The organism is Gilliamella sp. HK2, assembly GCF_001690265.1.
Classification (GTDB): Bacteria; Pseudomonadota; Gammaproteobacteria; order Enterobacterales; family Orbaceae; genus Gilliamella; species Gilliamella apicola_C.
The window spans coordinates 18,312-38,464 of sequence record NZ_LZGV01000079.1 but is presented as its reverse complement, the minus strand read 5'-3'; the positions used below and the strand labels follow the sequence as shown (position 1 = coordinate 38,464).

Sequence of the window (20,153 nt, the reverse complement as noted above, 5' to 3'; positions counted from 1 at the left end):
ACAAACCAAAAGGTCATCATAACATGAATACAAAAACACCTGAATTGCAACCTATTGCCAAAAATCGGCTTGATTATAAAGCGCCCGATTTTACCATTACCGATATTGATCTTGATTTTGATTTAGCACCAGAAATAACAACAGTAACCGCTCGTAGCCGTGTGCTTCAAAAAAATAATCAAGCGAATGATTTAATTTTAGACGGTGAAGATCTTAAGTTGATATCGGTGAATATTAATGAGCAACCATGGCATGATTATCAACTTACTAAAACAGGATTAGTTATTCAAAATGTTCCTACAGAATTTACTTTAACTATTGTTAATGAAATCAAACCAATTGATAATACGGCACTTGAAGGTTTATATGTATCAGGCGATGCGCTTTGTACCCAATGCGAAGCGGAAGGATTTCGCCATATTACCTATTATCTTGACCGGCCTGATGTGCTTGCACGTTTTTCAACGCGCATTACAGCGAATAAACAATGCTATCCTTTCCTACTTTCGAACGGTAACCGTATTGCACAAGGCGAACTTGCCGATGGGCGCCATTGGGTTCAATGGCAAGATCCTTTTCCTAAACCAGCCTATTTATTTGCGCTCGTTGCTGGTGATTTTGATATTTTAAAGGACCAATTTATCACACAATCAAAACGGAAAGTGGATTTAGAAATTTATGTTGATAAAGGTAACTTAGATCGTTCGCACTGGGCGATGACAAGCTTAAAAAACGCCATGCGTTGGGACGAAACGCGTTTTGGGCTTGAATATGATTTAGATATTTTTATGATTGTTGCTGTTGATTTTTTCAATATGGGAGCAATGGAAAACAAAGGTTTAAATATCTTTAACTCAAAATATGTACTTGCAAAACCTCAAACGGCAACAGATGATGACTATCTAGGCATTGAAGGTGTGATCGGTCATGAGTATTTTCACAATTGGACAGGCAATCGAGTTACTTGTCGTGATTGGTTCCAACTCAGCTTAAAAGAAGGATTAACCGTCTTTCGGGATCAGGAATTTAGCGCTGATATGGGATCACGTGCAATAAAACGTATTGAAGATGTCAAACTTTTACGTACCGTGCAATTTGCTGAAGATGCCAGCCCAATGTCTCATCCGATTCGCCCAGATCAAGTTATTGAAATGAATAACTTTTATACGGTAACTGTATATGAAAAAGGGGCTGAAGTTATCCGTATGATGCACACCTTACTAGGGGAGGACAAATTCCAAGCGGGAATGAAACTCTATTTTAAACGCCATGATGGTTGTGCTGCAACTTGTGATGATTTTGTGGCTGCCATGCAAGATGCCTCAGGTATTGATTTAACCCAGTTTAAATTATGGTACAGTCAATCTGGTACACCAGAGCTAACCGTCACCGATAATTATGATGAAACAAAACAACAATATTCCCTGACAGTAGAACAATGTACACCTGCAACTCAAGATCAGGCACAAAAACAAGCACTGCATATTCCACTTAATATCGAATTATATCGGCATAATGGTGATATAATTGCATTACAATACCAAGGCAAACCTATTCACCACATTTTAAATTTAACGCAGAGCAAACAACAATTTATTTTTGATAATGTGGCTGAAAAACCAATTATTTCATTATTACGTGATTTTTCTGCGCCTGTTAAGTTAGCTTATGATTATCAAGATAATGATCTTATATTCCTAATGCAACATGCGACTAATGCTTTTAGCCGTTATGATGCTGCTCAAATGCTATTAGCAAAATATGTTCGTTTAAATGTAAAAAATTATCAGGAAAATCAAAAGCTAACCCTACCTGATACTGTATTAGATGCCTTTAGATCTGTATTATTATCAGAAAATACCGATCCTTTCCTTATTGCCTTAATATTAACCTTACCATCTGAAAACGAGTTGGCTAATTTATTTACTGTGGTTGATCCTATTGCTATTTACCAAGTTCGCCACTTTTTATTAACACGTTTTGCTAATGAGCTTAACGATGAATTAGGTGCAATCTATAACAACAATAAAACCCCACAATATCAGATCGAACATAACGATATTGCCAAACGGTCACTTAAAAACTGTTGTTTAACTTTATTAGCCTATGCGGATGATAATTCGCGCGCTAATACACTAGTTAGACAGCAATATCATCAAGCAAATAATATGACTGATTGTTTAGCTGCCTTAAATGTGGCGGTAAAAGCGGAACTTAATTGTCGAATTGAATTATTAGCTGACTTTGATAACAAATGGCACCAAGATGGACTAGTTATGGATAAGTGGTTAGCGTTAAACGCAACAAGCCCAGACAAAAACGTCCTTGTTACAGTGAAAAAGTTGCTTACCCACCGCTCATTTTCACTGAGTAATCCAAACCGAATTCGTGCATTAATTGGTGCCTTTGTCAATAACAATCCTGTTGCATTTCATGCGCAAGATGGTAGTGGTTATCAATTTCTAGTTGAAATACTCACTGAATTAAATCAGAAAAATCCACAAGTATCGGCGCGATTAATCGATCCCCTTATTCGATTTAAACGTTATGACGAAAAACGCCAACTACAAATGCGAAAAGCGCTTGAAACATTGCTTAAAATTGAAAATTTATCTAAAGATCTATATGAAAAAATTAGCAAAGCTTTAGAGGAATAAGTTGCAAAATATCATCCTGTTACAGTGTTTCAGGATGATATAAAGCTAATGCTAAATCAAATTGTTATACTAAAATGCATAGTTTCCTGAAACTTTTTTACAACTATTTTAATGAGTTTTAAATAATGACTATACAAGAAATCACGCCAATTGAGCTTATAAACAAATTAAACCAGCAAGATAAACTATTTTTGCTTGATGTGCGTGAAGCCAATGAAGTGGCTATTTGCGGTATTCACAACGCAATTCATATCCCAATGAATACTATCCCATTATATCTAGATAAAATTCCAGATGAAATTGATATTGTAATTTATTGCCATCACGGCAGGCGTAGTTTAGCTGTTGCCCATTTTTTAGTAGAAAATGGCTTCGATCCTAACAGGCTATATAACCTTGCAGGTGGGATTGATGCTTGGGCTGTAATGATTGATAAACAAATGCCAAGATATTAAAGCCCCCGTTATCAAACGAGCTTGATTTAGTTATCGTTTATTATTGATGCATAATTCTAATAACTATTTGATTATGCGTTTAATAGATTTCTTTATTCACAAATATCAAGTAAAATAAGCGAAATTATACTAATTTAGTAGTCTAGGAAGTCACTGTGGCGAGCGAATTACCGAAAAATCTGGTCGAAATTCATGACATGTCTTTTTATCGTGGAACGCGACCTATTTATAAAAATATGAGTTTGAATGTCCCTAAAGGTAAAGTGACGGCAATCATGGGACCTTCAGGAATTGGTAAAACCACACTACTACGGCTTATTGGGGGGCAATTAAAACCTCAGTCAGGACAAATTTTATTTGATGGTGAAGACATCCCTTGCATGTCTCGATCTAGACTTTATGAAGTCCGCAAACGTATGAGTATGTTATTTCAATCAGGTGCATTATTTACTGATTTATCTGTATTTGATAATGTGGCTTATCCGTTACGTGAACACCTTAACTTACCTGAGCCTGTGTTGCATAATTTAGTTTTAATGAAGCTACAAGCTGTTGGATTGCGTGGTGCTGCGCATATGATGCCATCGGAATTATCTGGAGGAATGGCAAGGCGTGCGGCTTTGGCGCGTGCTATTGCACTTGATCCTGATTTAATTATGTTTGATGAACCTTTTGCTGGACAAGATCCTATATCAATGGGAGTTATAGTTAAACTTATCGCTGAAATTAACCAATCATTAGGATTAACCTGCATTGTTGTTAGCCACGATGTAAACGAAGTGCTCAGTATTGCTGATTACGCTTATATTGTTGCTGAACAACATATTATTGCCGGTGGCACATCACAACAATTACGTGATAATGACGATTTACGAGTTAAACAATTCCTTGATGGATTGGCAGATGGTCCTGTGCCTTTTCATTATCCTGCTGATGATTATAAATTAGACCTAAGCAGAGGTATAAAATAATGTTGAATTTATTAGCAAAATTAGGGCAATGTTTTATCAATATTATTTCGATGATTGGCCGTTCTGGCGTTATGCTTTTTGGTGCATTAATTGGTAAACCACAATTTAATAAACAATTTCCATTATTAGTCAAACAATTTTACTTTGTTGGCGTTCAATCACTAACGATTATTATGGTTTCTGGCCTTTTTATTGGCATGGTACTTGCCTTACAAGGCTACTTTATATTAACTACGTTTGGTGCCGAAGCAAGCCTTGGAATGATGGTCGCACTTGCCTTACTTCGTGAACTCGGCCCTGTTGTTGCAGGCTTGCTGTTTGCAGGCCGTGCGGGTTCAGCATTAACGGCTGAAATAGGTTTAATGAAAGCAACTGAACAGTTATCAAGCATGGAAATGATGGCGATTGATCCATTACGACGTATTATTGCTCCGCGTTTTTGGGCTGGTTTTTTTAGTATGCCGTTTTTAACAGCAATTTTTGTCACAGTCGGCATTTTAGGTGGTGCACTTGTTGGTGTTGATTGGAAAGGGATTGATTCAGGCTTTTTTTGGTCATCCATTCAAAGTAGTGTTAATTGGTGGCATGATTTGGGCAATTGTTTTGTAAAAAGCTTTGTATTTGCTATCGCTAGCACTTGGATTGCACTTTTTAATGGTTATGATTGTGTACCAACATCAGAAGGAATTAGCCGAGCAACAACGAACACCGTTGTTTATTCATCATTAGTTATTTTGGGGTTAGATTTTATTTTAACCGCATTAATGTTTAGTCATTGAGGTCATTAAACATGAGTCGTAAAATTGAAATTACAGTAGGGTTATTCATGGTGCTGGTCATTTGTTCAGTGCTGTTTTTATGCTTTAGAGTCGCTGATCCAACATCATTTGCTAGCCATAATTCCTTTCGGGTTTATGCTGTATTTGATAACATTGGTGGGTTAAAAGCTCGATCGCCTATCAAGATCGGTGGTGTAGTGATTGGGCGAGTTAGTGATATTTCGTTAAGTTCACCAAATAACGATGAGTACAAGCCGTATGTAGCTATGGATATAGATACTCAGTATAACAAAATTCCAAGTTCAAGTTCTCTTGCAATTAAGACATCTGGAATACTTGGCGAACAGTATATTGATATCAATATAGGTGTTGATAGAGAAACGGAATTAAGTATTGACTCACTAGATGTTGATCCAGATATTTTGGCTAAGGCAGAAAAAAATAAAACTCCACCGTACTTAGTTGAAGGTTTTGTTGTGCACAACACAACGCCTGCAATTGTTTTAGAAGATCTTATTGGTAAATTTCTTTACAGCATAGGTGGTTCATCAGATAAAGACAAAGATGATAAAGATAAAAAACAAGATATAAATGAAAACTAAGGAGTTAACATGTTAAATAAATTTAAAACAACCCTTTTTTTAGCATTAGCTTTATTGTTTAGTGCTAATACATTCGCGGAAAATGATCCCTATAAAGAGATGCAAGTAGCCGCCGATAAAATTTTTACCACAATGAAGTCGCAATCATCGGTGATTAAATCAAATCCAAACAGACTTAAAGACATTGTTAGACAAGATTTATTACCTTATGTACAAGTAAAATACGCTGGTGCGTTAATTTTAGGGAACTACTACAAAAGTGCAAGCGAAGCGCAGCGAACAGCCTATTTTGATGCTTTTGAAAACTATTTAGTACAAACTTTTGCACAAGCGCTTTCAATGTATAATGGTCAACAATATCAAGTTGAGGCAGCAAAAGATTTAACGGGGAAAAATCTTATTTCTATTCGTGTACTCTTAATCCAACCAAACCAAGGTCAACCTTTACGCATTGATTTTCAATGGCGTAAAAACACTGTAACTGGCGAATGGAAAGCCTATGATTTAGTTGCCGAAGGTGTAAGCATGATCAGCACTAAACAAAATGAATGGTCATCAATTTTACGTCAAGGTGGTATTGATGCATTGACGAAACAATTAACCGAGCTTTCAAATCGCAAGATTGATCCAAATACGAAACCAAAAGGCTAGTTTAAAATGTCGCGAATCACAACAGAAAAACAACAAGATGTATTGTGTTTATTTGGTGAGCTAGATGTTCACTCATTAAACGATCTGTGGCCTACACAAAATACCATATTAAATGGTGTAAAACACATTGATGTAGGGCAACTTACTCGTGTTGATTCTTCAGGACTCGCGACTTTAGTTTATTTTTGCAATAAATATAACGTAGAGCTTAAAGGCATTAACCCTCAGTTACAAACATTATTGACGCTGTATGATCTACAACAGGTAATTAACAGCTAACACATTAGCTTTTATACAGAACGCCTAATCACCTGAAAGTTTTTTGACAAAAAATAATCCCCATAATTTATATTAGTGATGAGAATGAAGAATGGATAAACAAGAAATTATAGATAAATTAAAAAGTTCACTTGAGCTTGATGATGTACATGTGCTGACCGATGATGGTAGTCATTTTCAAGTTATTGCAGTAGGTGAATTATTTGCTGATTTAAATCGAGTAAAAAAACAACAAGCTATTTATGCCCCTTTGGCAGAATTTATTAATGATAACCGCATTCATGCACTTTCTATAAAAACCTATACTCCCACTGAGTGGCAACGTGAACGTAAGCTTATGGGATTATAAGTATTCCCTTGCATGAAATTCTCTTGAATTATTCACCTTTGCCATCATATTATGTTCTATTAATAGACAACACCATTTGTATAAAGGTATCTCAACATGACTAATCCATTACTAACAGATGTACCATTACCGCTTTTTTCTCAAATTAAACCTGAACATGTCTTACCTGCCATACAAGAGGCTCTAAAAAATTGTCGAAATACTATTGAAACCGTACTTAAACAAAATAGTAAATATACTTGGGATAATTTGATCCAGCCCATTGATGAAGTAGACGAAAAATTTAGTCGAGCTTGGTCTCCTGTTAGCCATCTTAATTCAGTTAAAAATAGCTCAGAATTACGTGAAGCCTATGAAGCTTGTCTACCCTTACTTTCTGAGTACGGTACATGGGTTGGGCAACATAAGCCTTTATATCAGGCCTATAAACAACTCAAAGAAAGCGAACAATACGCAACGTTAAGCAAAGCACAGAAAAAAGTTATTGATAATGCATTACGTGATTTTGAATTATCCGGAATTGGTTTACCTGATGATAAACAAAAACGCTACGGTGAAATTGTCGCAAAATTATCAGAATTATCATCAAAATATAGTAATAATGTACTAGATGCGACTATGGGTTGGTCAAAACTAATTACTGATATCAAAGAGCTGTCTGGTATGCCTGAAAGTGCGCTTGCAGCAGCACAAGAACAAGCTAAAATTAAAGGCAAAGAGGGTTGGTTGCTGACATTGGATATACCAAGTTATCTTCCTGTGATGACTTATTGTGATAATCGTGATTTACGGTTTGAGCTTTACCAAGCTTATAATACGCGTGCATCCGACCAAGGACCAAATGCGGGTAAATGGGATAATACAGAGATCATTAAGCAAATTCTGGACCTACGTTACGAGCTAGCACAATTATTAGGTTTCAAGACTTATGCAGACAAATCACTGGCAACAAAAATGGCTAAATCCACAACGCAAGTCATCGAGTTTTTAAGCGATTTAGCAACTAAGGCCAAGCCACAAGGTGAAAAAGAGCTAGCTGAACTAAAACGCTATGCGTATGAATTTTTTGGTGCCAGTGATATAAAACCATGGGATATTGCTTATTATAGTGAAAAGCAAAAACAGTATTTATATACTATTAATGATGAAGAGTTACGGCCTTATTTTCCGCAGCAACGAGTAATTAATGGTTTATTTGAAGTAGTACATCGTATTTTCGGTATTACAGCCAAAGAGCGAAAAGGCATTGAAGTTTGGGATCCAGAAGTCAAATTTTATGATCTTTATGCTGCTAATGGCGAATTAAAAGGTAGCTTCTATCTTGATTTATATGCACGTGAACACAAGCGAGGTGGTGCTTGGATGGATGATTGTATTGGTCGCATGCGTTTTGCTGATGGTCATATACAAAAACCTGTTGCTTATTTAACTTGTAACTTCAATCGCCCAATTGGAGATAAACCAGCACTGTTTACTCATGACGAAGTCACCACATTATTCCATGAATTCGGTCACGGATTACACCATATGTTAACCGAAATTGATGTTTCATCAGTCGCTGGTATTAATGGCGTGCCGTGGGATGCTGTTGAGTTGCCAAGCCAATTTTTAGAAAACTGGTGCTGGCAACCTGAAGCGCTCGCATTTATATCCGGTCATTATCAAACAGGTGAACCATTACCCGCAGAAATGCTAGAAAAGATGCTAGAAGCTAAAAATTATCAAGCTGCGTTATTTATTTTACGGCAATTGGAATTCGGCCTTTTTGATTTTAAATTACATACGCAAAAAGATCTCGATATTTTAAACACATTAGCTGAAGTCAGAAAACAAGTTGCTGTTGTTCCTACTGTTGAATGGGGACGCTTTCCTCATGCTTTTAGCCATATTTTTGCTGGGGGGTATGCGGCAGGTTATTATAGTTACTTATGGGCAGAAGTTTTATCTGCTGATGCATTTTCACGTTTTGAAGAAGAAGGTATCTTCAATGCGAAAACAGGTAATGCATTTCTTGACAATATATTGTCACAAGGCGGTAGCGATGAACCAATGATGCTATTTAAAAACTTCCGAGGTCGCGAACCTCAACTTGATGCGCTACTTCGTCACTATGGTATCAAGTAGTTCTAACTTAGCTCAGTTAACACAATTAGCTGAGCAATGGTTATTAGCCCATGCCGATCTTCCGTTTACGCTAGTTACCCAAAATAATCGACTTGAGTTACAAAAAACAGACGAACCAAAATTAGGCTCTATCTGTGTTAATTTTGTTTCTGGCGCGATGGCTCATCGTCGCCAATTTGGCGGTGGTCGTGGCGAGGCAATCGCTAAAGCAGTAGGTGTAAAAGGTGAGTATTTACCCTCAGTTATTGATGCAACTGCGGGACTTGGTCGTGATGCCTTTGTTTTAGCATCTATTGGTTGTCATGTCACTATGTTTGAGCGGCATCCTGTCGTTGCCGCATTATTAAGCGATGGTTTACAACGTGCCTACCAAGATCTCGATATAGGTCACTGGATTGAGCAACATTTACACTTAATTTATGATTCAAGCATTGAGGGATTGAGGGCTTACCCTGAAAAACCAGATGTTGTTTATCTTGATCCGATGTTTCCACATCGGCAAAAAAGTGCGCTTGTCAAAAAAGAGATGCGCATTTTTCAACAGCTAGTTGGTAGTGATAGTGATGCTGATAGTTTATTAGCACCAGCAAGGCAATTAGCCCGGAAACGAGTTGTGGTAAAACGACCTGATTATGCGCCATTTTTAGCTAACCAAAAGCCAACAGCTGAAATTAAAACTAAAAATCACCGTTTTGATATCTATACACCTTTAAAGTAATAGGGAATATTTTTAAATTATGCGATTAGATAAATTTCTTGCTCATCATTTAGGCGCCAGTCGTACTATTGTAAACAAAGAACTCAAAGCTAAAAAAGTGACTGTCGATGGTGAGATTATCAAATCAGGTGCGTATCAATTATCGCCAGATCAATTAGTTGAATATGATGGTTATCAAATTGAACAAGTGACCAACCAACGCTATTTTATGCTCAATAAACCGCAAGGCTATGTTTGTTCGACCAATGATCCCGATCATCCAACAATTCTTTATTTTATTGATGAGCCGATGCCTGAAAAATTACATGCAGCAGGAAGGCTTGATCTTGATACTACTGGGCTTGTTTTGCTTACAGATGATGGTAAGTGGTCACACCGAATTACATCCCCTAAACATCATTGTGAAAAAATTTATGTAGTCACCGTTGAACAACCATTAAAAGTTGAGCTCATTGATATATTTAAAAAAGGCATTCAATTGAAAAGTGAAAAGTCACTCACTAAACCTGCAAAACTAACCATTATTGATGATTTTCATGCTGAATTAATCATTAGCGAAGGTCGCTATCATCAAGTAAAACGGATGTTTGCAGCGGTTAATAATCACGTAATTGCGTTGCATCGAAAACAAATCGGTAACGTGATCCTTGATATACCGGAGGGAGAATATCGACCATTGACTCAAGATGAAATTCATTCTTTTAGCTAATATCAATTGTCGCAATGATAAGTCGTTAAGATGAGGCATTCTATTTATATTTATAGATACTTTAAAGCTAGCCACACCGCAAAAATTAAGCTTGTCCTTAATTAAATTTTATATAAAAGCCGTAAAAAGGAACGATTTGTGCAAAACCAAAACACACAGGTAGAAATAAAAATATCTAAAAAAGCGCTGATTTTTATCCTTGGTTTACTCTCTATGCTTATGCCATTATCTATAGATATGTATTTACCAAGTATGCCAACTATTGCGCACAACTTTAATGTAGCCGATACAGCTGTACAACTCACTATTAGCTGCTATTTACTAGGCTTCTCCGTTGGGCAACTTTTATTTGGGCCGCTTACTGATAGTTATGGGCGACGCAACGTTTTAATTTTTGGCCTAATTATGTTTATAGGCGCGGCATTAAGCTGTGCAATTGCTACCAATATTAATCAATTAATTACCGCTCGCTTTTTTCATGGTATTGCGGCTGCGGCAACCACAATAGTCATTAATGCGTTAATGAAAGATATTTATCGTGATCGTGATGAATTTTCTAAAATGATGTCCTTTGTCATGCTGATATCCAATGTTGCTCCATTACTGGCGCCGATTATCGGTGGATTTATTTTATATTGGTTTAATTGGCGAGCCAATTTTTACACTATCTGCTTAATTGCTCTCGCTTGCTTTGGTTTAGTTGTCACCAATATCCCTGAAACACTCGCAAAAGCCAAACGAGATCGGTTTAGCTTAGTTCGTATTTTAAGCAATTTTATTATGCTGTTTCGACACCGCCAAGCACTCACTTATATGATGATAGGCGCATTTTCAGGGGCGGGGTTATTCTGTTTTTTAAGCTTAGGTCCCTTTGTTTATATGAATTTACATGGCGTTGCATCCACTAATTTTGGTTATTACTTTGCACTCAATATTATTGTTATGATATTGATGAATACCGTAAATAGCCGTTTTGTTAAACGTGTTGGTTCGATTAAAATGATGCAGTTAGGGCTTTTTATCCAATTTACTATGGCAACAAGCCTTCTTGTTGTCAGTCTATTTAATCTAGGGTTTACCTGCCTAGTTATTTGTATTGCTGGTTATATTGGTTGTATGTCAACCATTGGAGGCAATAGCATGGCGATTATTTTAGATCTTCATCAGCATATTGCCGGTACAGCTTCTTCTTTAGCAGGTACAATTCGCTTTGCAGTGGCTGGCGCAATGGGTTTATCATTATCAATGTTAGCATCAACGCATTCGACTGTAAGAGAAACGGTAAATAACTCGACCGAATGGTTAATGGTTGGCTCTATGGTGTTATGTAATTTTCTTGCTGTTAGCTTATTTTTGTGTGCCAAAAACCAAAAAAGGAAAAATCATGATTTACCAATTAGGTGATTTACATCCGCAAATTCATCAACATTGTTTTATTGCAAAATCAGCTGAAATAATTGGTAATGTAACTTTAGAGCAAGGTGTTTCGATCTGGTTTAATACTGTTTTACGTGGCGATATCGCGCCTATTCATATTGGTCAAAATAGTAATGTGCAAGATAATTGCACTGTACATGTTGAAACAGGTACCCCTTGTATTGTTGGTGAAAATGTAACAATTGGTCACAATGTTATTCTTCATAGCTGTATTATTGAAGATAATGTATTAATTGGTATGGGAAGTACTATTTTAAATGATGCGAAAATAGCTAAAAATTGCATAGTGGGCGCTAACTCATTAGTCACACGCACGCTTCCTTATAGTGAAGGTTGTTTAATTATCGGTTCGCCAGCAAAAATTATTCGTAAACTGACTGAAAACGAAATTGAAGGCAATATAAACAATGCAAAAAGTTACGTGAAAAATAGCAAACGATTTAGTGAAAATCTATTTCCTATAAATCGATAGTAACTACAATAAATGATGTTTTATATTTCATTCGCTCTGTGACATAGCGCAATTTATGGTAAAATGCCAGCAATTTTAATAGCGATAGTTTTTTAGGTACTTGTTTGAAAAAGCCCAAAATGACAAGAAAGCAGATTATTACTCAATTCATTTTGCTTGCAATACTAGGTTTATCTGTTTGTTTATTTTTATCTCTGTTTACTTACGATCCCGCTGACCCTGGCTGGTCTCGTACTGCTTGGCACTATCCTATTAGCAATTTTGGCGGTTATCTTGGCGCATATGCCAGCGACATTTTTTTCCAATTTTTAGGGTTTATCGCTTATAGCATCCCTTTTATTACTATTTTTATTTGTTTACAACTCATAGTTCATTTTTATAAACATGCCAATGATCCCATTAATTATTTTAGCCTTTCATTTAGAATTATTGGTGTTTTGGCATTTATCTTCAGTTCGACGGGTTTTTTTGCTTTAAATATTCGTGATGCAGAACAATTTGAAGCAGGTGGTTATCTTGGGGCAATAGTCATTGAAAGCCTTCTACCCATTATAAATAACTTAACTTTATCATTAACTCTTCTTGGAACTTGCTTAGCCTGTATAACATTATTAACTGGATTTTCGTGGTTGAATCTAATGGAAAAATTAGGTGCTTTTGTCATGATTTTACTGTTACCTATTAGATGGTTAATCAAGGCTTGTACAACAAATAACATTGAACAGACTGCGTTAAAACAAGAAAAAAATATTATACGATCTGATGATGTAACAAAAGAACCTCAATTTACAATACCTTGTGATAACAAAGGTGATAACACCGAAATTATTTCACCAAGTTATTCTGTTAATAATGAAATACCTCAAGAGCAGGCATCAAATACTCTTATTTCAGCTGATGAAAATGAAAAGATTTTAATCAAAACGACCGAAGAATTAATTAAAACCAAAGATTCTTTGCAATTATCACAGGTAACAACACCCCAAGCCGTTGATAATCCACCTAGGAAAGAACTCGACCCAGAGGAAATTTTGTCTCGTCTTGAATCAATTATTCAAAACATAAATGGAGATAAAGCAACTCCAGATCAAGAACAGGCTTTATCTTCTTCAATGGCGCAAATAAAGCAGGTGATCCAAACGCAAAAATCTGAAGAAAAACTATCATTTGAACAATCAGATAAGTACACAATATCAGATGCACCAAGTAAACCTTTATTTACTTCGGTAGACAATAAACATGAAATTAAATTCAATAATGAAAAGGGTTCATTTGAACCCGCTCTAGATATTTCAATAATGAAAACCATTGAAACTGAGCAGCCATTGATGCAAGAGCCTGAGGCTATTATAAACACAGCTACCATACAAGAGATAGCAGATGAAAAAACTGAAACGCAAACAGGCGTAAAATTAGAAGTAGAACAACTTGAATATGTTGATACTGAAGCATTAAAAAAAGCGAATCCAATCATTGATGATATTTATCCTGAAGAGATAGCTCAAGATGATCAAGATTATCATTCCTCAGAAAATGATGAGGCTAGTTTAATTCATCCATTATTGAGACGTAATGATAAACCATTGCCAAAACCAACTACGCCACTACCTTCGCTAAACTTATTAACAGCGCCTCCAACGGCAAGAATTGAGGTGGATCATGTGGCCTTAAACGCTATGTCAGAATTGATTGAAAAAAGTTTGTCTGATTACCGAGTAAAAGCCAAAGTTGTTGATTATATGCCTGGGCCTGTGATTACTCGTTTCGAAATTGAGCTTGCACCAGGCATTAAAGCTGCTAGGATTTCAACACTAGATCGTGACTTAGCACGATCATTATCCATGCCATCGGTTCGTGTAGTTGAAGTTATTCCAGGCAAACCGTATGTTGGCATTGAATTACCCAATAAGAATCGTCAAACAGTTTATTTTAGGGAAGTATTAGACAGTCCTCAATTCAAAGATGCTCAATCACCATTAACAATCGTATTAGGTAAAGATATCTCTGGGCAATCAGTGGTTGCTGATTTAGCTAAGATGCCGCACTTATTAGTTGCCGGTACTACTGGTTCGGGTAAATCAGTTGGTGTTAATGCAATGATTTTAAGTATTTTATATAAATCGCAACCTGAAGATGTGCGGTTTATTATGATCGATCCCAAAATGCTTGAGCTCTCTATTTATGAAGGAATACCACACTTATTAACTCAAGTCGTTACTGACATGAAAGACGCTACCAATGCACTTAATTGGTGTGTAAACGAAATGGAACGTCGTTATCGTCTAATGTCAGCGTTAGGAGTGCGAAATATTGCTGGTTACAATGAAAAAATTAAACAAGCTGATGAAATGGGTAGACCAATTCCTGATCCTCTTTGGAAGCCAACCGATAGTATGGATCTTAATATGCCAACACTCGATAAATTACCCTATATTGTCGTGATGGTTGATGAGTTTGCCGACCTTATCATGGCAGTGGGTAAAAAGGTAGAAGAGTTAATCGCAAGGCTTGCACAAAAAGCCAGAGCGGCGGGTATCCATCTTGTCTTAGCGACACAACGCCCGTCGGTTGATGTGATTACTGGTTTAATTAAAGCTAATATCCCTACACGTATTGCATTTACGGTATCAAGCAAGATCGACTCTCGAACGATCTTAGATCAAATGGGTGCGGAATCGCTGCTTGGTATGGGAGATATGCTTTATTTAGCCCCTAATAGCTCAATTCCAATACGAGTACATGGAGCCTTCGTCCGTGATGAAGAAGTTCATGCTGTAGTTCAAGACTGGAAGGCACGAGGTGCACCAAAATATATTGAAAATGTAACCGTTTCAAGTAGTGATAACGATGGCAATAATTCAGAGAGTATCGATGAAGAACTCGACCCTATTTTTGACCAAGTGGTCGAATTTGTTATCGAAACTCGCCGAGCCTCTATATCTAGCGTGCAACGAAAATTCAGAATTGGTTATAATCGAGCAGCAAGAATTGTTGAGCAAATGGAGATTGAAGGCATTATTAGTGCTCCAGCGCATAACGGTAATCGAGAAGTATTAGCAGTTAAAACCAGTGAATATTGATCTTTATTTAAGATGCTAATTTATTTTTATCAATGAATTAGCGCTTTCACAAAACATCAATATAACGTTATTGCTATATTGTAGCTAAATAAATTGAGGATAATAACTATCGTGTGAATAAATAGTAAAAAATACTCAACTATCATATTGATAATATTAATTATTATTATCAAAAACTCGTATCATACTTCAAAAACACTTTAATAGGTACCGATCAATAATGAGTGATTATTCACAGCAAATCGCATTATTAGAATTAAAACTTAATAATGATCCTAATCGATGTTTACCTGCACAATTAGCAACCAAAGCATTAATAAAAGAAATTTGCTTATCGCCTAAACCTGGATTGGTTGATATGAATAATAGCGGTGCACATCGTGATATGGATTTTCAAACCTTTGTCCAAAGTATTAAAGCTATTTGTATTTGGTTTGAGCGTTTTTATAAGTACGGTAAAAATTCCGCCAACTATGATAATCAACATTTTTTAGCAGGCATTAGACCAATTGGCATTGAGTGTGAACAAGCCATGTTTCGAGCAACTAATCAAGTCAATACACATAAGGGCGGTATATTTGCCTTTGGGCTATTAATGGGGGCTATTGGCAAATTAGAACAACTAGGATTACCAGTCAACACGCAAAGTATTTGCGATGAGGTCTCAGCAATTTGCCAAGGTATTGTTCAAAGCGAGCTAAAGCAAAATATACAAGCAAATTCTGTAGGCGAGAGGTTATTTAAACGCCACAATCTGACTGGTGCAAGAGGGGAAGCTGAATCAGGCTACGCAATAGTTAGAAATATCTCTCTTCCGATTTTTCAAAAAATGCAAAACAGTGGCTATGATGAAGAAACTTGCTTGCTACAAGCCATGTTGTACTTGCTTGCTTTTAATCAAGATACTAATGTCGTTTCAAGAGGAGGATTAGACGGATTGTATTTTGTCCAGCAAGAGGCGAAAAATCTTATTGATCAAGGTGGTATTATTCATTCTGACGGTCGAAAAAAATTATATCAACTTGATACCGAATTCATTAAACGTAATTTAAGTCCTGGCGGTTCGGCGGATTTAATTGCTATTACTTGGTTTTTGTCTGAGTATAACAAATAAGATAAACCAATAAGAAATAACCTTTATTTATGGGTATTAAAATAAAGGTATTTAATATTGTACACAACTATTGAAGCTAACAACTATTTAAGTAAACAGCTATTTAAGCAATTTTGGGGCTTTGATATCAGCCCCAATTTACCTTATAAGATATTATGCAATTATTGGTTAATTACATAGCTTACCTTATGTGCTTCGGTTGGTAGCGGAACCTCCCATTTATTTAATAACCGCTGAATGGTTTTATTGGGCAAAGTCGTATCACGCGCAGCATTTCGGCGATATAACTCTTTTTCTGGTTGTTCAATATATACAATTTTCACGTTGGCATGATAAGCGTAGAGTAAATCGAGCGCTTTTTGTCGCATTTCTTGCGATAAATGGGTCGCATTCCAAATAAAAGGTTGTTTTACTCTTAACCACTGTTTTACCTTGGCTAAGACAAACTGTATAACCTGCCCTTCATTTTCGCCATGCTTCAGTTTTAGTTCAGATCTGGCATCATCATAAGACGCAACAGGCCATGTTGGATAATGTTTGCTTACCCAACTATTTTTACCTGAAGCAGGTAAACCTGCTAGCATAATTACTTCCGATCCTTTTTGGGGATATAACGCATAATCAGGTAAGACATTACTTCCCCGAAAATATTGAACCCGAGTATAATCATCCACAAATTGGCGAGGGTGATATAAACACCCTTCTTCAAGTGCCAACTGTTTAAATAGCTCAACTTCATCAAGTGCTCTTTTTTTATCGGCACAAATGCGACCTTGCATATCCGCTTTAGCTTGTAGACATAACATCCAAATAGGTAGCTGCCACGATAAATGATGAATTAAATATTCAGGTGTTCTATTTTTTCGCTCTTCATTTAAAGCAAAAAAAGGGACTTGATGTACGCTAATGATTCGGCAAATTTGCTCTCTTAAATCAAACGGTACGCCCATTCGCCATAATAATATGCGACTATAAATCTCACCTTTTTTTGAGTGCCGAGGTTGGGTAATTTTACCTGTGATTTTATCAATTATAGTCGTTTCAGGCTTAGCTATATCATGCAATAAGGCTGTCATAAACAACACAAATTGTTCATCTTCTGTTGCATTAGCAAATTCACTCTGCCCCAATAATGCTCGGATAACCATTTGAGTGTGAATCCATACATTCCCTTCACCATGGTACATAGCATCTTGAGGTGTAGTTAACAAACGGTTTAATTCAGGAATACAGCTTAACCATGGGCTAAAATCATCCATTGCTATGGTGTGTGTTATTTGCTGTTTTAATGCTGGATAATTCATACCTTTCCTCCATTTATCAATCTGCTGTTCCAATTCACGGTTAATTGTGGTGTATAAAGTTCAACACCGTTGGCTAGTTGATTAGGAATAAACGGTTGTTCAGAATGGTGTTGCCCTGCATCTAAAATCGCTTGCACAAAATCGTGTCTAACCCATTTAAGACGATCAACTGTTTGTTCTTCCGATTCGATTTTTAGATATAATCCTTCCATAAAATCAGAATTATCACATTGCTGCCATGCTTTGGTTAAATCAAGTTTTTCGCGAGTTATAATTTTTTCAAAACAAGTTCGCCAATTAGCTGTTTTAGCCAAAGATTCCTTAACCAAATTCAATAATTCACTTAATTTAGCTGGTGCCGATCCTGCAAATAAAACTGGCACCGATAAAACAGGACCATCTGCTAGTAATTGATGCCGTTTTATCGTAGATAAAAAACAGTTTTGTTGCCTATCCCAAATATCAAACTCGCAAAAATAATGAGGCAGTGCGTCATAAAAAATTGCATGTTTTTTATGTAGCCATTCACCATAAAGAATATAGCGATCTTCTAATCGTTCTAATAGCCAATATTCATGCACGCAAGCCCAGCGCCTTAATAGATTAAACTGGCGTTCTCGTGACCCCCCCATTAAATAATGCCCTCTAGATTGCAGCAATAGTTCTCCGCTGGCTGAAAAGCTAATAGCACAATTAGCGCCATCTAACTTTTCTTCAACAACGATATGTTGACCAACTAATTGATTATAAGGGCGTTGTCCATGTTCACTATCACCAAATTGTAAGCGAGAGCCTTCTAGGTGTGGTGTTCGTGGGTATTTAATTAATTCTAAATTTTGAATATAAGATTCCATTGTCATCACGTTTTCTCCAAAAAATAAGGGAAAACCGACAAGGCAAAAAATCTATAGATTGAATTGCAATAAAAGCGCTTAGGTAATACCTAGCAAAAGACAATATAATAGAGAATACCGTGTCGGCATTAAGATAAAGTGTTAACTACAGGCATTTTGCCACCTCACTAAAATTAAAATATAAGGTTAAAAAACGGCGCAATTATCAGCGGTTACAGACTAATTGTCAAGCGTCATTATAATAAATCGTTATGTACGCTAATAATAAACTAGAAAATTATTGTTAATAAACAAACTGTTTGTTACGATTTTTCACTTAAAATAGATATAAAGTAAATTTTAGTGAAATGAAAAATTCAATAAAATCAATGACTTTTCTGAATGATTTTTGTTGTTAGCATTGTGCTATTGAAAAGCGCTTAGCTCGCTAGCTTTGCTGGTTCGAAACTAAGTTTTACGCTGTATTAGCTCTTCTTTGATTGTTTATTCTTAATCAATATTATTACAGAAATCCTCCCAATTTTATCAGAGATAGTTTGATCTACCGTAATTGAGCAGTTTCGGTTGTATAATACCTTATGCCTATTTTATCTCTCGGCAAAATTTGAGCGGATAACCAAAGGTTTTCCCAATAACACATTGGGTAAAAAAACTTGAAAGCTTTTGCAAAAAATACTTATCAAAAACTTTCAGGTAGTTTTGTATTTCGCATAGCGGTTACCATAAAAAATCAATTAAAAAGAATAGAAAATTGCTTATTTAGGTGAATAATCAGCGCCAAAATAGTGAACACTTATTTTCGTTAATTCACCATTACTGATAATCTTTTTTATGCCATCATTAATATCTTTAGTTAACTGTTCGCCTTTATTCCCTTTGCTGATTAATAAATAGCTGTATGGTAAGGCAATTCGATCGGCATCATCGTTACTTAATTCTATTGTTTTCAAGTTAAGATTATGTTCATTAATTAATTGTGATAGCATCACTTTATCGATTAATTGAAAATCATATTGCCCTGTTTCAACATGCTGTAGCACAGGCAATAAATCCGCTTCACTATAGGTAATTTTGACGGGGTTATTAGGGTACTGTTGATTATATAACTCTAATGCGGTTGCATAGTTAAGGCCTGGATAAACTTCTGTCGATTTTCCATTAAGATCACTAAATTGTTTTATATCATTATTGTTTTTTGCCACCGCAATGGCGTATTGGTTTTGAAAAATAGGGGCAGAATAAAAATACTTTTCTTTCCGTTTTTCATTCATGGCGAAATTATTAGCGCCCACGTGATAACGTTGTGAGTCAAGCCCAGCTAAAATTGATGGAAATTCAGTAATTTCAAAACGAACCTCATATTGCGGTAACTGTGCAAATATTGCTTTTGCAACATCAATGTCATATCCCATTAACTCGCCTTGTCCATCTACTGTAGAAAAAGGACTAGGTGACCCAGACGTTGCAATAACAATTTTTTCTTTCCCTGTAGTTTTAGAGCCTATAGTTTTAGTGCCTTTATTTTGATTGTCGCAACTCGTTAAAAACAAAGCACCTAATATTAGAAAAAAATACCATTTTTTGCCGTTCATAATGCA

General features: G+C 36.1%; 18 protein-coding genes. 15 read left to right on the top strand and 3 right to left on the bottom strand.

The window, feature by feature from the left end; all coding sequences use genetic code 11:
* Positions 1-23 precede the first annotated feature (23 nt).
* The 15 genes from pepN (at position 24) to citG (ending at position 16,397) form a co-directional block, all read left to right on the top strand.
* Positions 24-2,657: an aminopeptidase N gene (pepN, locus tag A9G45_RS07305; RefSeq protein ID WP_065567665.1), complete on the top strand. Its 2,634-nt coding sequence runs from the start codon at positions 24-26 to the stop codon at positions 2,655-2,657.
* 125 nt (positions 2,658-2,782) lie between these two features.
* The gene (locus A9G45_RS07300; protein WP_065567664.1) at positions 2,783-3,112 is read left to right on the top strand and encodes a rhodanese-like domain-containing protein; all 330 of its coding nucleotides are present in this window, start codon (positions 2,783-2,785) and stop codon (positions 3,110-3,112) included.
* Between the two features lie 155 nt (positions 3,113-3,267).
* Complete coding sequence (gene mlaF / locus A9G45_RS07295) at positions 3,268-4,083, top strand: phospholipid ABC transporter ATP-binding protein MlaF (RefSeq protein WP_218057063.1); 816 nt, start codon at positions 3,268-3,270, stop codon at positions 4,081-4,083.
* Complete coding sequence (mlaE, locus tag A9G45_RS07290) at positions 4,083-4,862, top strand: lipid asymmetry maintenance ABC transporter permease subunit MlaE (RefSeq protein ID WP_141673638.1); 780 nt, start codon at positions 4,083-4,085, stop codon at positions 4,860-4,862. Before mlaF ends, mlaE begins: the two co-directional genes overlap by 1 nt.
* Before the next feature lie 11 nt (positions 4,863-4,873).
* Entirely contained in the window at positions 4,874-5,464 is a 591-nt protein-coding gene (gene mlaD / locus A9G45_RS07285) for an outer membrane lipid asymmetry maintenance protein MlaD (RefSeq protein ID WP_065567662.1), read from the top strand.
* A gap of 9 nt (positions 5,465-5,473) precedes the next feature.
* Positions 5,474-6,115, top strand: a complete 642-nt coding sequence (gene mlaC / locus A9G45_RS07280; RefSeq protein WP_065567661.1) for a phospholipid-binding protein MlaC — start codon at positions 5,474-5,476, stop codon at positions 6,113-6,115.
* A gap of 6 nt (positions 6,116-6,121) precedes the next feature.
* Positions 6,122-6,394 carry an STAS domain-containing protein gene (locus tag A9G45_RS07275; protein ID WP_065567660.1) on the top strand — a complete coding sequence of 91 codons (273 nt, stop codon included), beginning with the start codon at positions 6,122-6,124 and terminating at the stop codon, positions 6,392-6,394.
* Between the two features lie 91 nt (positions 6,395-6,485).
* Positions 6,486-6,743 carry a BolA family protein gene (locus tag A9G45_RS07270; protein WP_065567659.1) on the top strand — a complete coding sequence of 86 codons (258 nt, stop codon included), beginning with the start codon at positions 6,486-6,488 and terminating at the stop codon, positions 6,741-6,743.
* 96 nt (positions 6,744-6,839) lie between these two features.
* Positions 6,840-8,867: an oligopeptidase A gene (gene prlC, locus A9G45_RS07265; RefSeq protein ID WP_065567658.1), complete on the top strand. Its 2,028-nt coding sequence runs from the start codon at positions 6,840-6,842 to the stop codon at positions 8,865-8,867.
* Positions 8,854-9,585 carry a class I SAM-dependent methyltransferase gene (locus A9G45_RS07260; RefSeq protein WP_065567657.1) on the top strand — a complete coding sequence of 244 codons (732 nt, stop codon included), beginning with the start codon at positions 8,854-8,856 and terminating at the stop codon, positions 9,583-9,585. Before prlC ends, A9G45_RS07260 begins: the two co-directional genes overlap by 14 nt.
* A gap of 19 nt (positions 9,586-9,604) precedes the next feature.
* Positions 9,605-10,294, top strand: a complete 690-nt coding sequence (gene rsuA / locus A9G45_RS07255) for a 16S rRNA pseudouridine(516) synthase RsuA (RefSeq protein ID WP_065567656.1) — start codon at positions 9,605-9,607, stop codon at positions 10,292-10,294.
* Between the two features lie 138 nt (positions 10,295-10,432).
* The gene (locus A9G45_RS07250; protein WP_065567655.1) at positions 10,433-11,698 is read left to right on the top strand and encodes a Bcr/CflA family multidrug efflux MFS transporter; all 1,266 of its coding nucleotides are present in this window, start codon (positions 10,433-10,435) and stop codon (positions 11,696-11,698) included.
* The gene (locus tag A9G45_RS07245) at positions 11,679-12,203 is read left to right on the top strand and encodes a gamma carbonic anhydrase family protein (RefSeq protein WP_065567654.1); all 525 of its coding nucleotides are present in this window, start codon (positions 11,679-11,681) and stop codon (positions 12,201-12,203) included. Before A9G45_RS07250 ends, A9G45_RS07245 begins: the two co-directional genes overlap by 20 nt.
* Before the next feature lie 104 nt (positions 12,204-12,307).
* On the top strand, positions 12,308-15,283 hold the full coding sequence (locus A9G45_RS14990) for a DNA translocase FtsK 4TM domain-containing protein (RefSeq protein ID WP_065567653.1): 2,976 nt from the start codon (positions 12,308-12,310) through the stop codon (positions 15,281-15,283).
* A 220-nt stretch (positions 15,284-15,503) separates the two neighbouring features.
* The gene (gene citG, locus A9G45_RS07235) at positions 15,504-16,397 is read left to right on the top strand and encodes a triphosphoribosyl-dephospho-CoA synthase CitG (protein WP_065567652.1); all 894 of its coding nucleotides are present in this window, start codon (positions 15,504-15,506) and stop codon (positions 16,395-16,397) included.
* A 161-nt stretch (positions 16,398-16,558) separates the two neighbouring features.
* On the opposite strand, the gene A9G45_RS07230 is transcribed toward citG, so the two are convergent.
* The 3 genes from A9G45_RS07230 to A9G45_RS07220 all read right to left on the bottom strand — a co-directional run bounded on the left by A9G45_RS07230 (position 16,559) and on the right by A9G45_RS07220 (position 20,147).
* Positions 16,559-17,701, bottom strand: a complete 1,143-nt coding sequence (locus A9G45_RS07230; RefSeq protein WP_065567651.1) for an AAA family ATPase — start codon at positions 17,699-17,701, stop codon at positions 16,559-16,561.
* Positions 17,698-18,561 carry an RNA ligase family protein gene (locus tag A9G45_RS07225; protein WP_176700696.1) on the bottom strand — a complete coding sequence of 288 codons (864 nt, stop codon included), beginning with the start codon at positions 18,559-18,561 and terminating at the stop codon, positions 17,698-17,700. The genes A9G45_RS07230 and A9G45_RS07225 overlap by 4 nt, the downstream gene beginning before the upstream one ends.
* A 749-nt stretch (positions 18,562-19,310) precedes the next feature.
* The gene (locus A9G45_RS07220) at positions 19,311-20,147 is read right to left on the bottom strand and encodes a transporter substrate-binding domain-containing protein (protein WP_065567650.1); all 837 of its coding nucleotides are present in this window, start codon (positions 20,145-20,147) and stop codon (positions 19,311-19,313) included.
* Positions 20,148-20,153: the final 6 nt, after the last annotated feature.

What these genes read in the sequence shown, in the direction of transcription:
- A9G45_RS07245 (WP_065567654.1), top strand. Translation starts at nt 11,679, where the DNA reads ATGATTTACCAATTAGGTGATTTACATCCGCAAATTCATCAACATTGT.
- A9G45_RS07300 (WP_065567664.1), top strand. Translation starts at nt 2,783, where the DNA reads ATGACTATACAAGAAATCACGCCAATTGAGCTTATAAACAAATTAAAC.
- pepN (WP_065567665.1), top strand. Translation starts at nt 24, where the DNA reads ATGAATACAAAAACACCTGAATTGCAACCTATTGCCAAAAATCGGCTT.
- A9G45_RS07220 (WP_065567650.1), bottom strand. Translation starts at nt 20,147, where the DNA reads ATGAACGGCAAAAAATGGTATTTTTTTCTAATATTAGGTGCTTTGTTT.
- mlaE (WP_141673638.1), top strand. Translation starts at nt 4,083, where the DNA reads ATGTTGAATTTATTAGCAAAATTAGGGCAATGTTTTATCAATATTATT.
- mlaD (WP_065567662.1), top strand. Translation starts at nt 4,874, where the DNA reads ATGAGTCGTAAAATTGAAATTACAGTAGGGTTATTCATGGTGCTGGTC.
- prlC (WP_065567658.1), top strand. Translation starts at nt 6,840, where the DNA reads ATGACTAATCCATTACTAACAGATGTACCATTACCGCTTTTTTCTCAA.
- A9G45_RS07230 (WP_065567651.1), bottom strand. Translation starts at nt 17,701, where the DNA reads ATGAATTATCCAGCATTAAAACAGCAAATAACACACACCATAGCAATG.
- A9G45_RS07225 (WP_176700696.1), bottom strand. Translation starts at nt 18,561, where the DNA reads ATGACAATGGAATCTTATATTCAAAATTTAGAATTAATTAAATACCCA.
- citG (WP_065567652.1), top strand. Translation starts at nt 15,504, where the DNA reads ATGAGTGATTATTCACAGCAAATCGCATTATTAGAATTAAAACTTAAT.
- A9G45_RS07260 (WP_065567657.1), top strand. Translation starts at nt 8,854, where the DNA reads ATGGTATCAAGTAGTTCTAACTTAGCTCAGTTAACACAATTAGCTGAG.
- mlaC (WP_065567661.1), top strand. Translation starts at nt 5,474, where the DNA reads ATGTTAAATAAATTTAAAACAACCCTTTTTTTAGCATTAGCTTTATTG.
- rsuA (WP_065567656.1), top strand. Translation starts at nt 9,605, where the DNA reads ATGCGATTAGATAAATTTCTTGCTCATCATTTAGGCGCCAGTCGTACT.
- A9G45_RS07275 (WP_065567660.1), top strand. Translation starts at nt 6,122, where the DNA reads ATGTCGCGAATCACAACAGAAAAACAACAAGATGTATTGTGTTTATTT.
- A9G45_RS07270 (WP_065567659.1), top strand. Translation starts at nt 6,486, where the DNA reads ATGGATAAACAAGAAATTATAGATAAATTAAAAAGTTCACTTGAGCTT.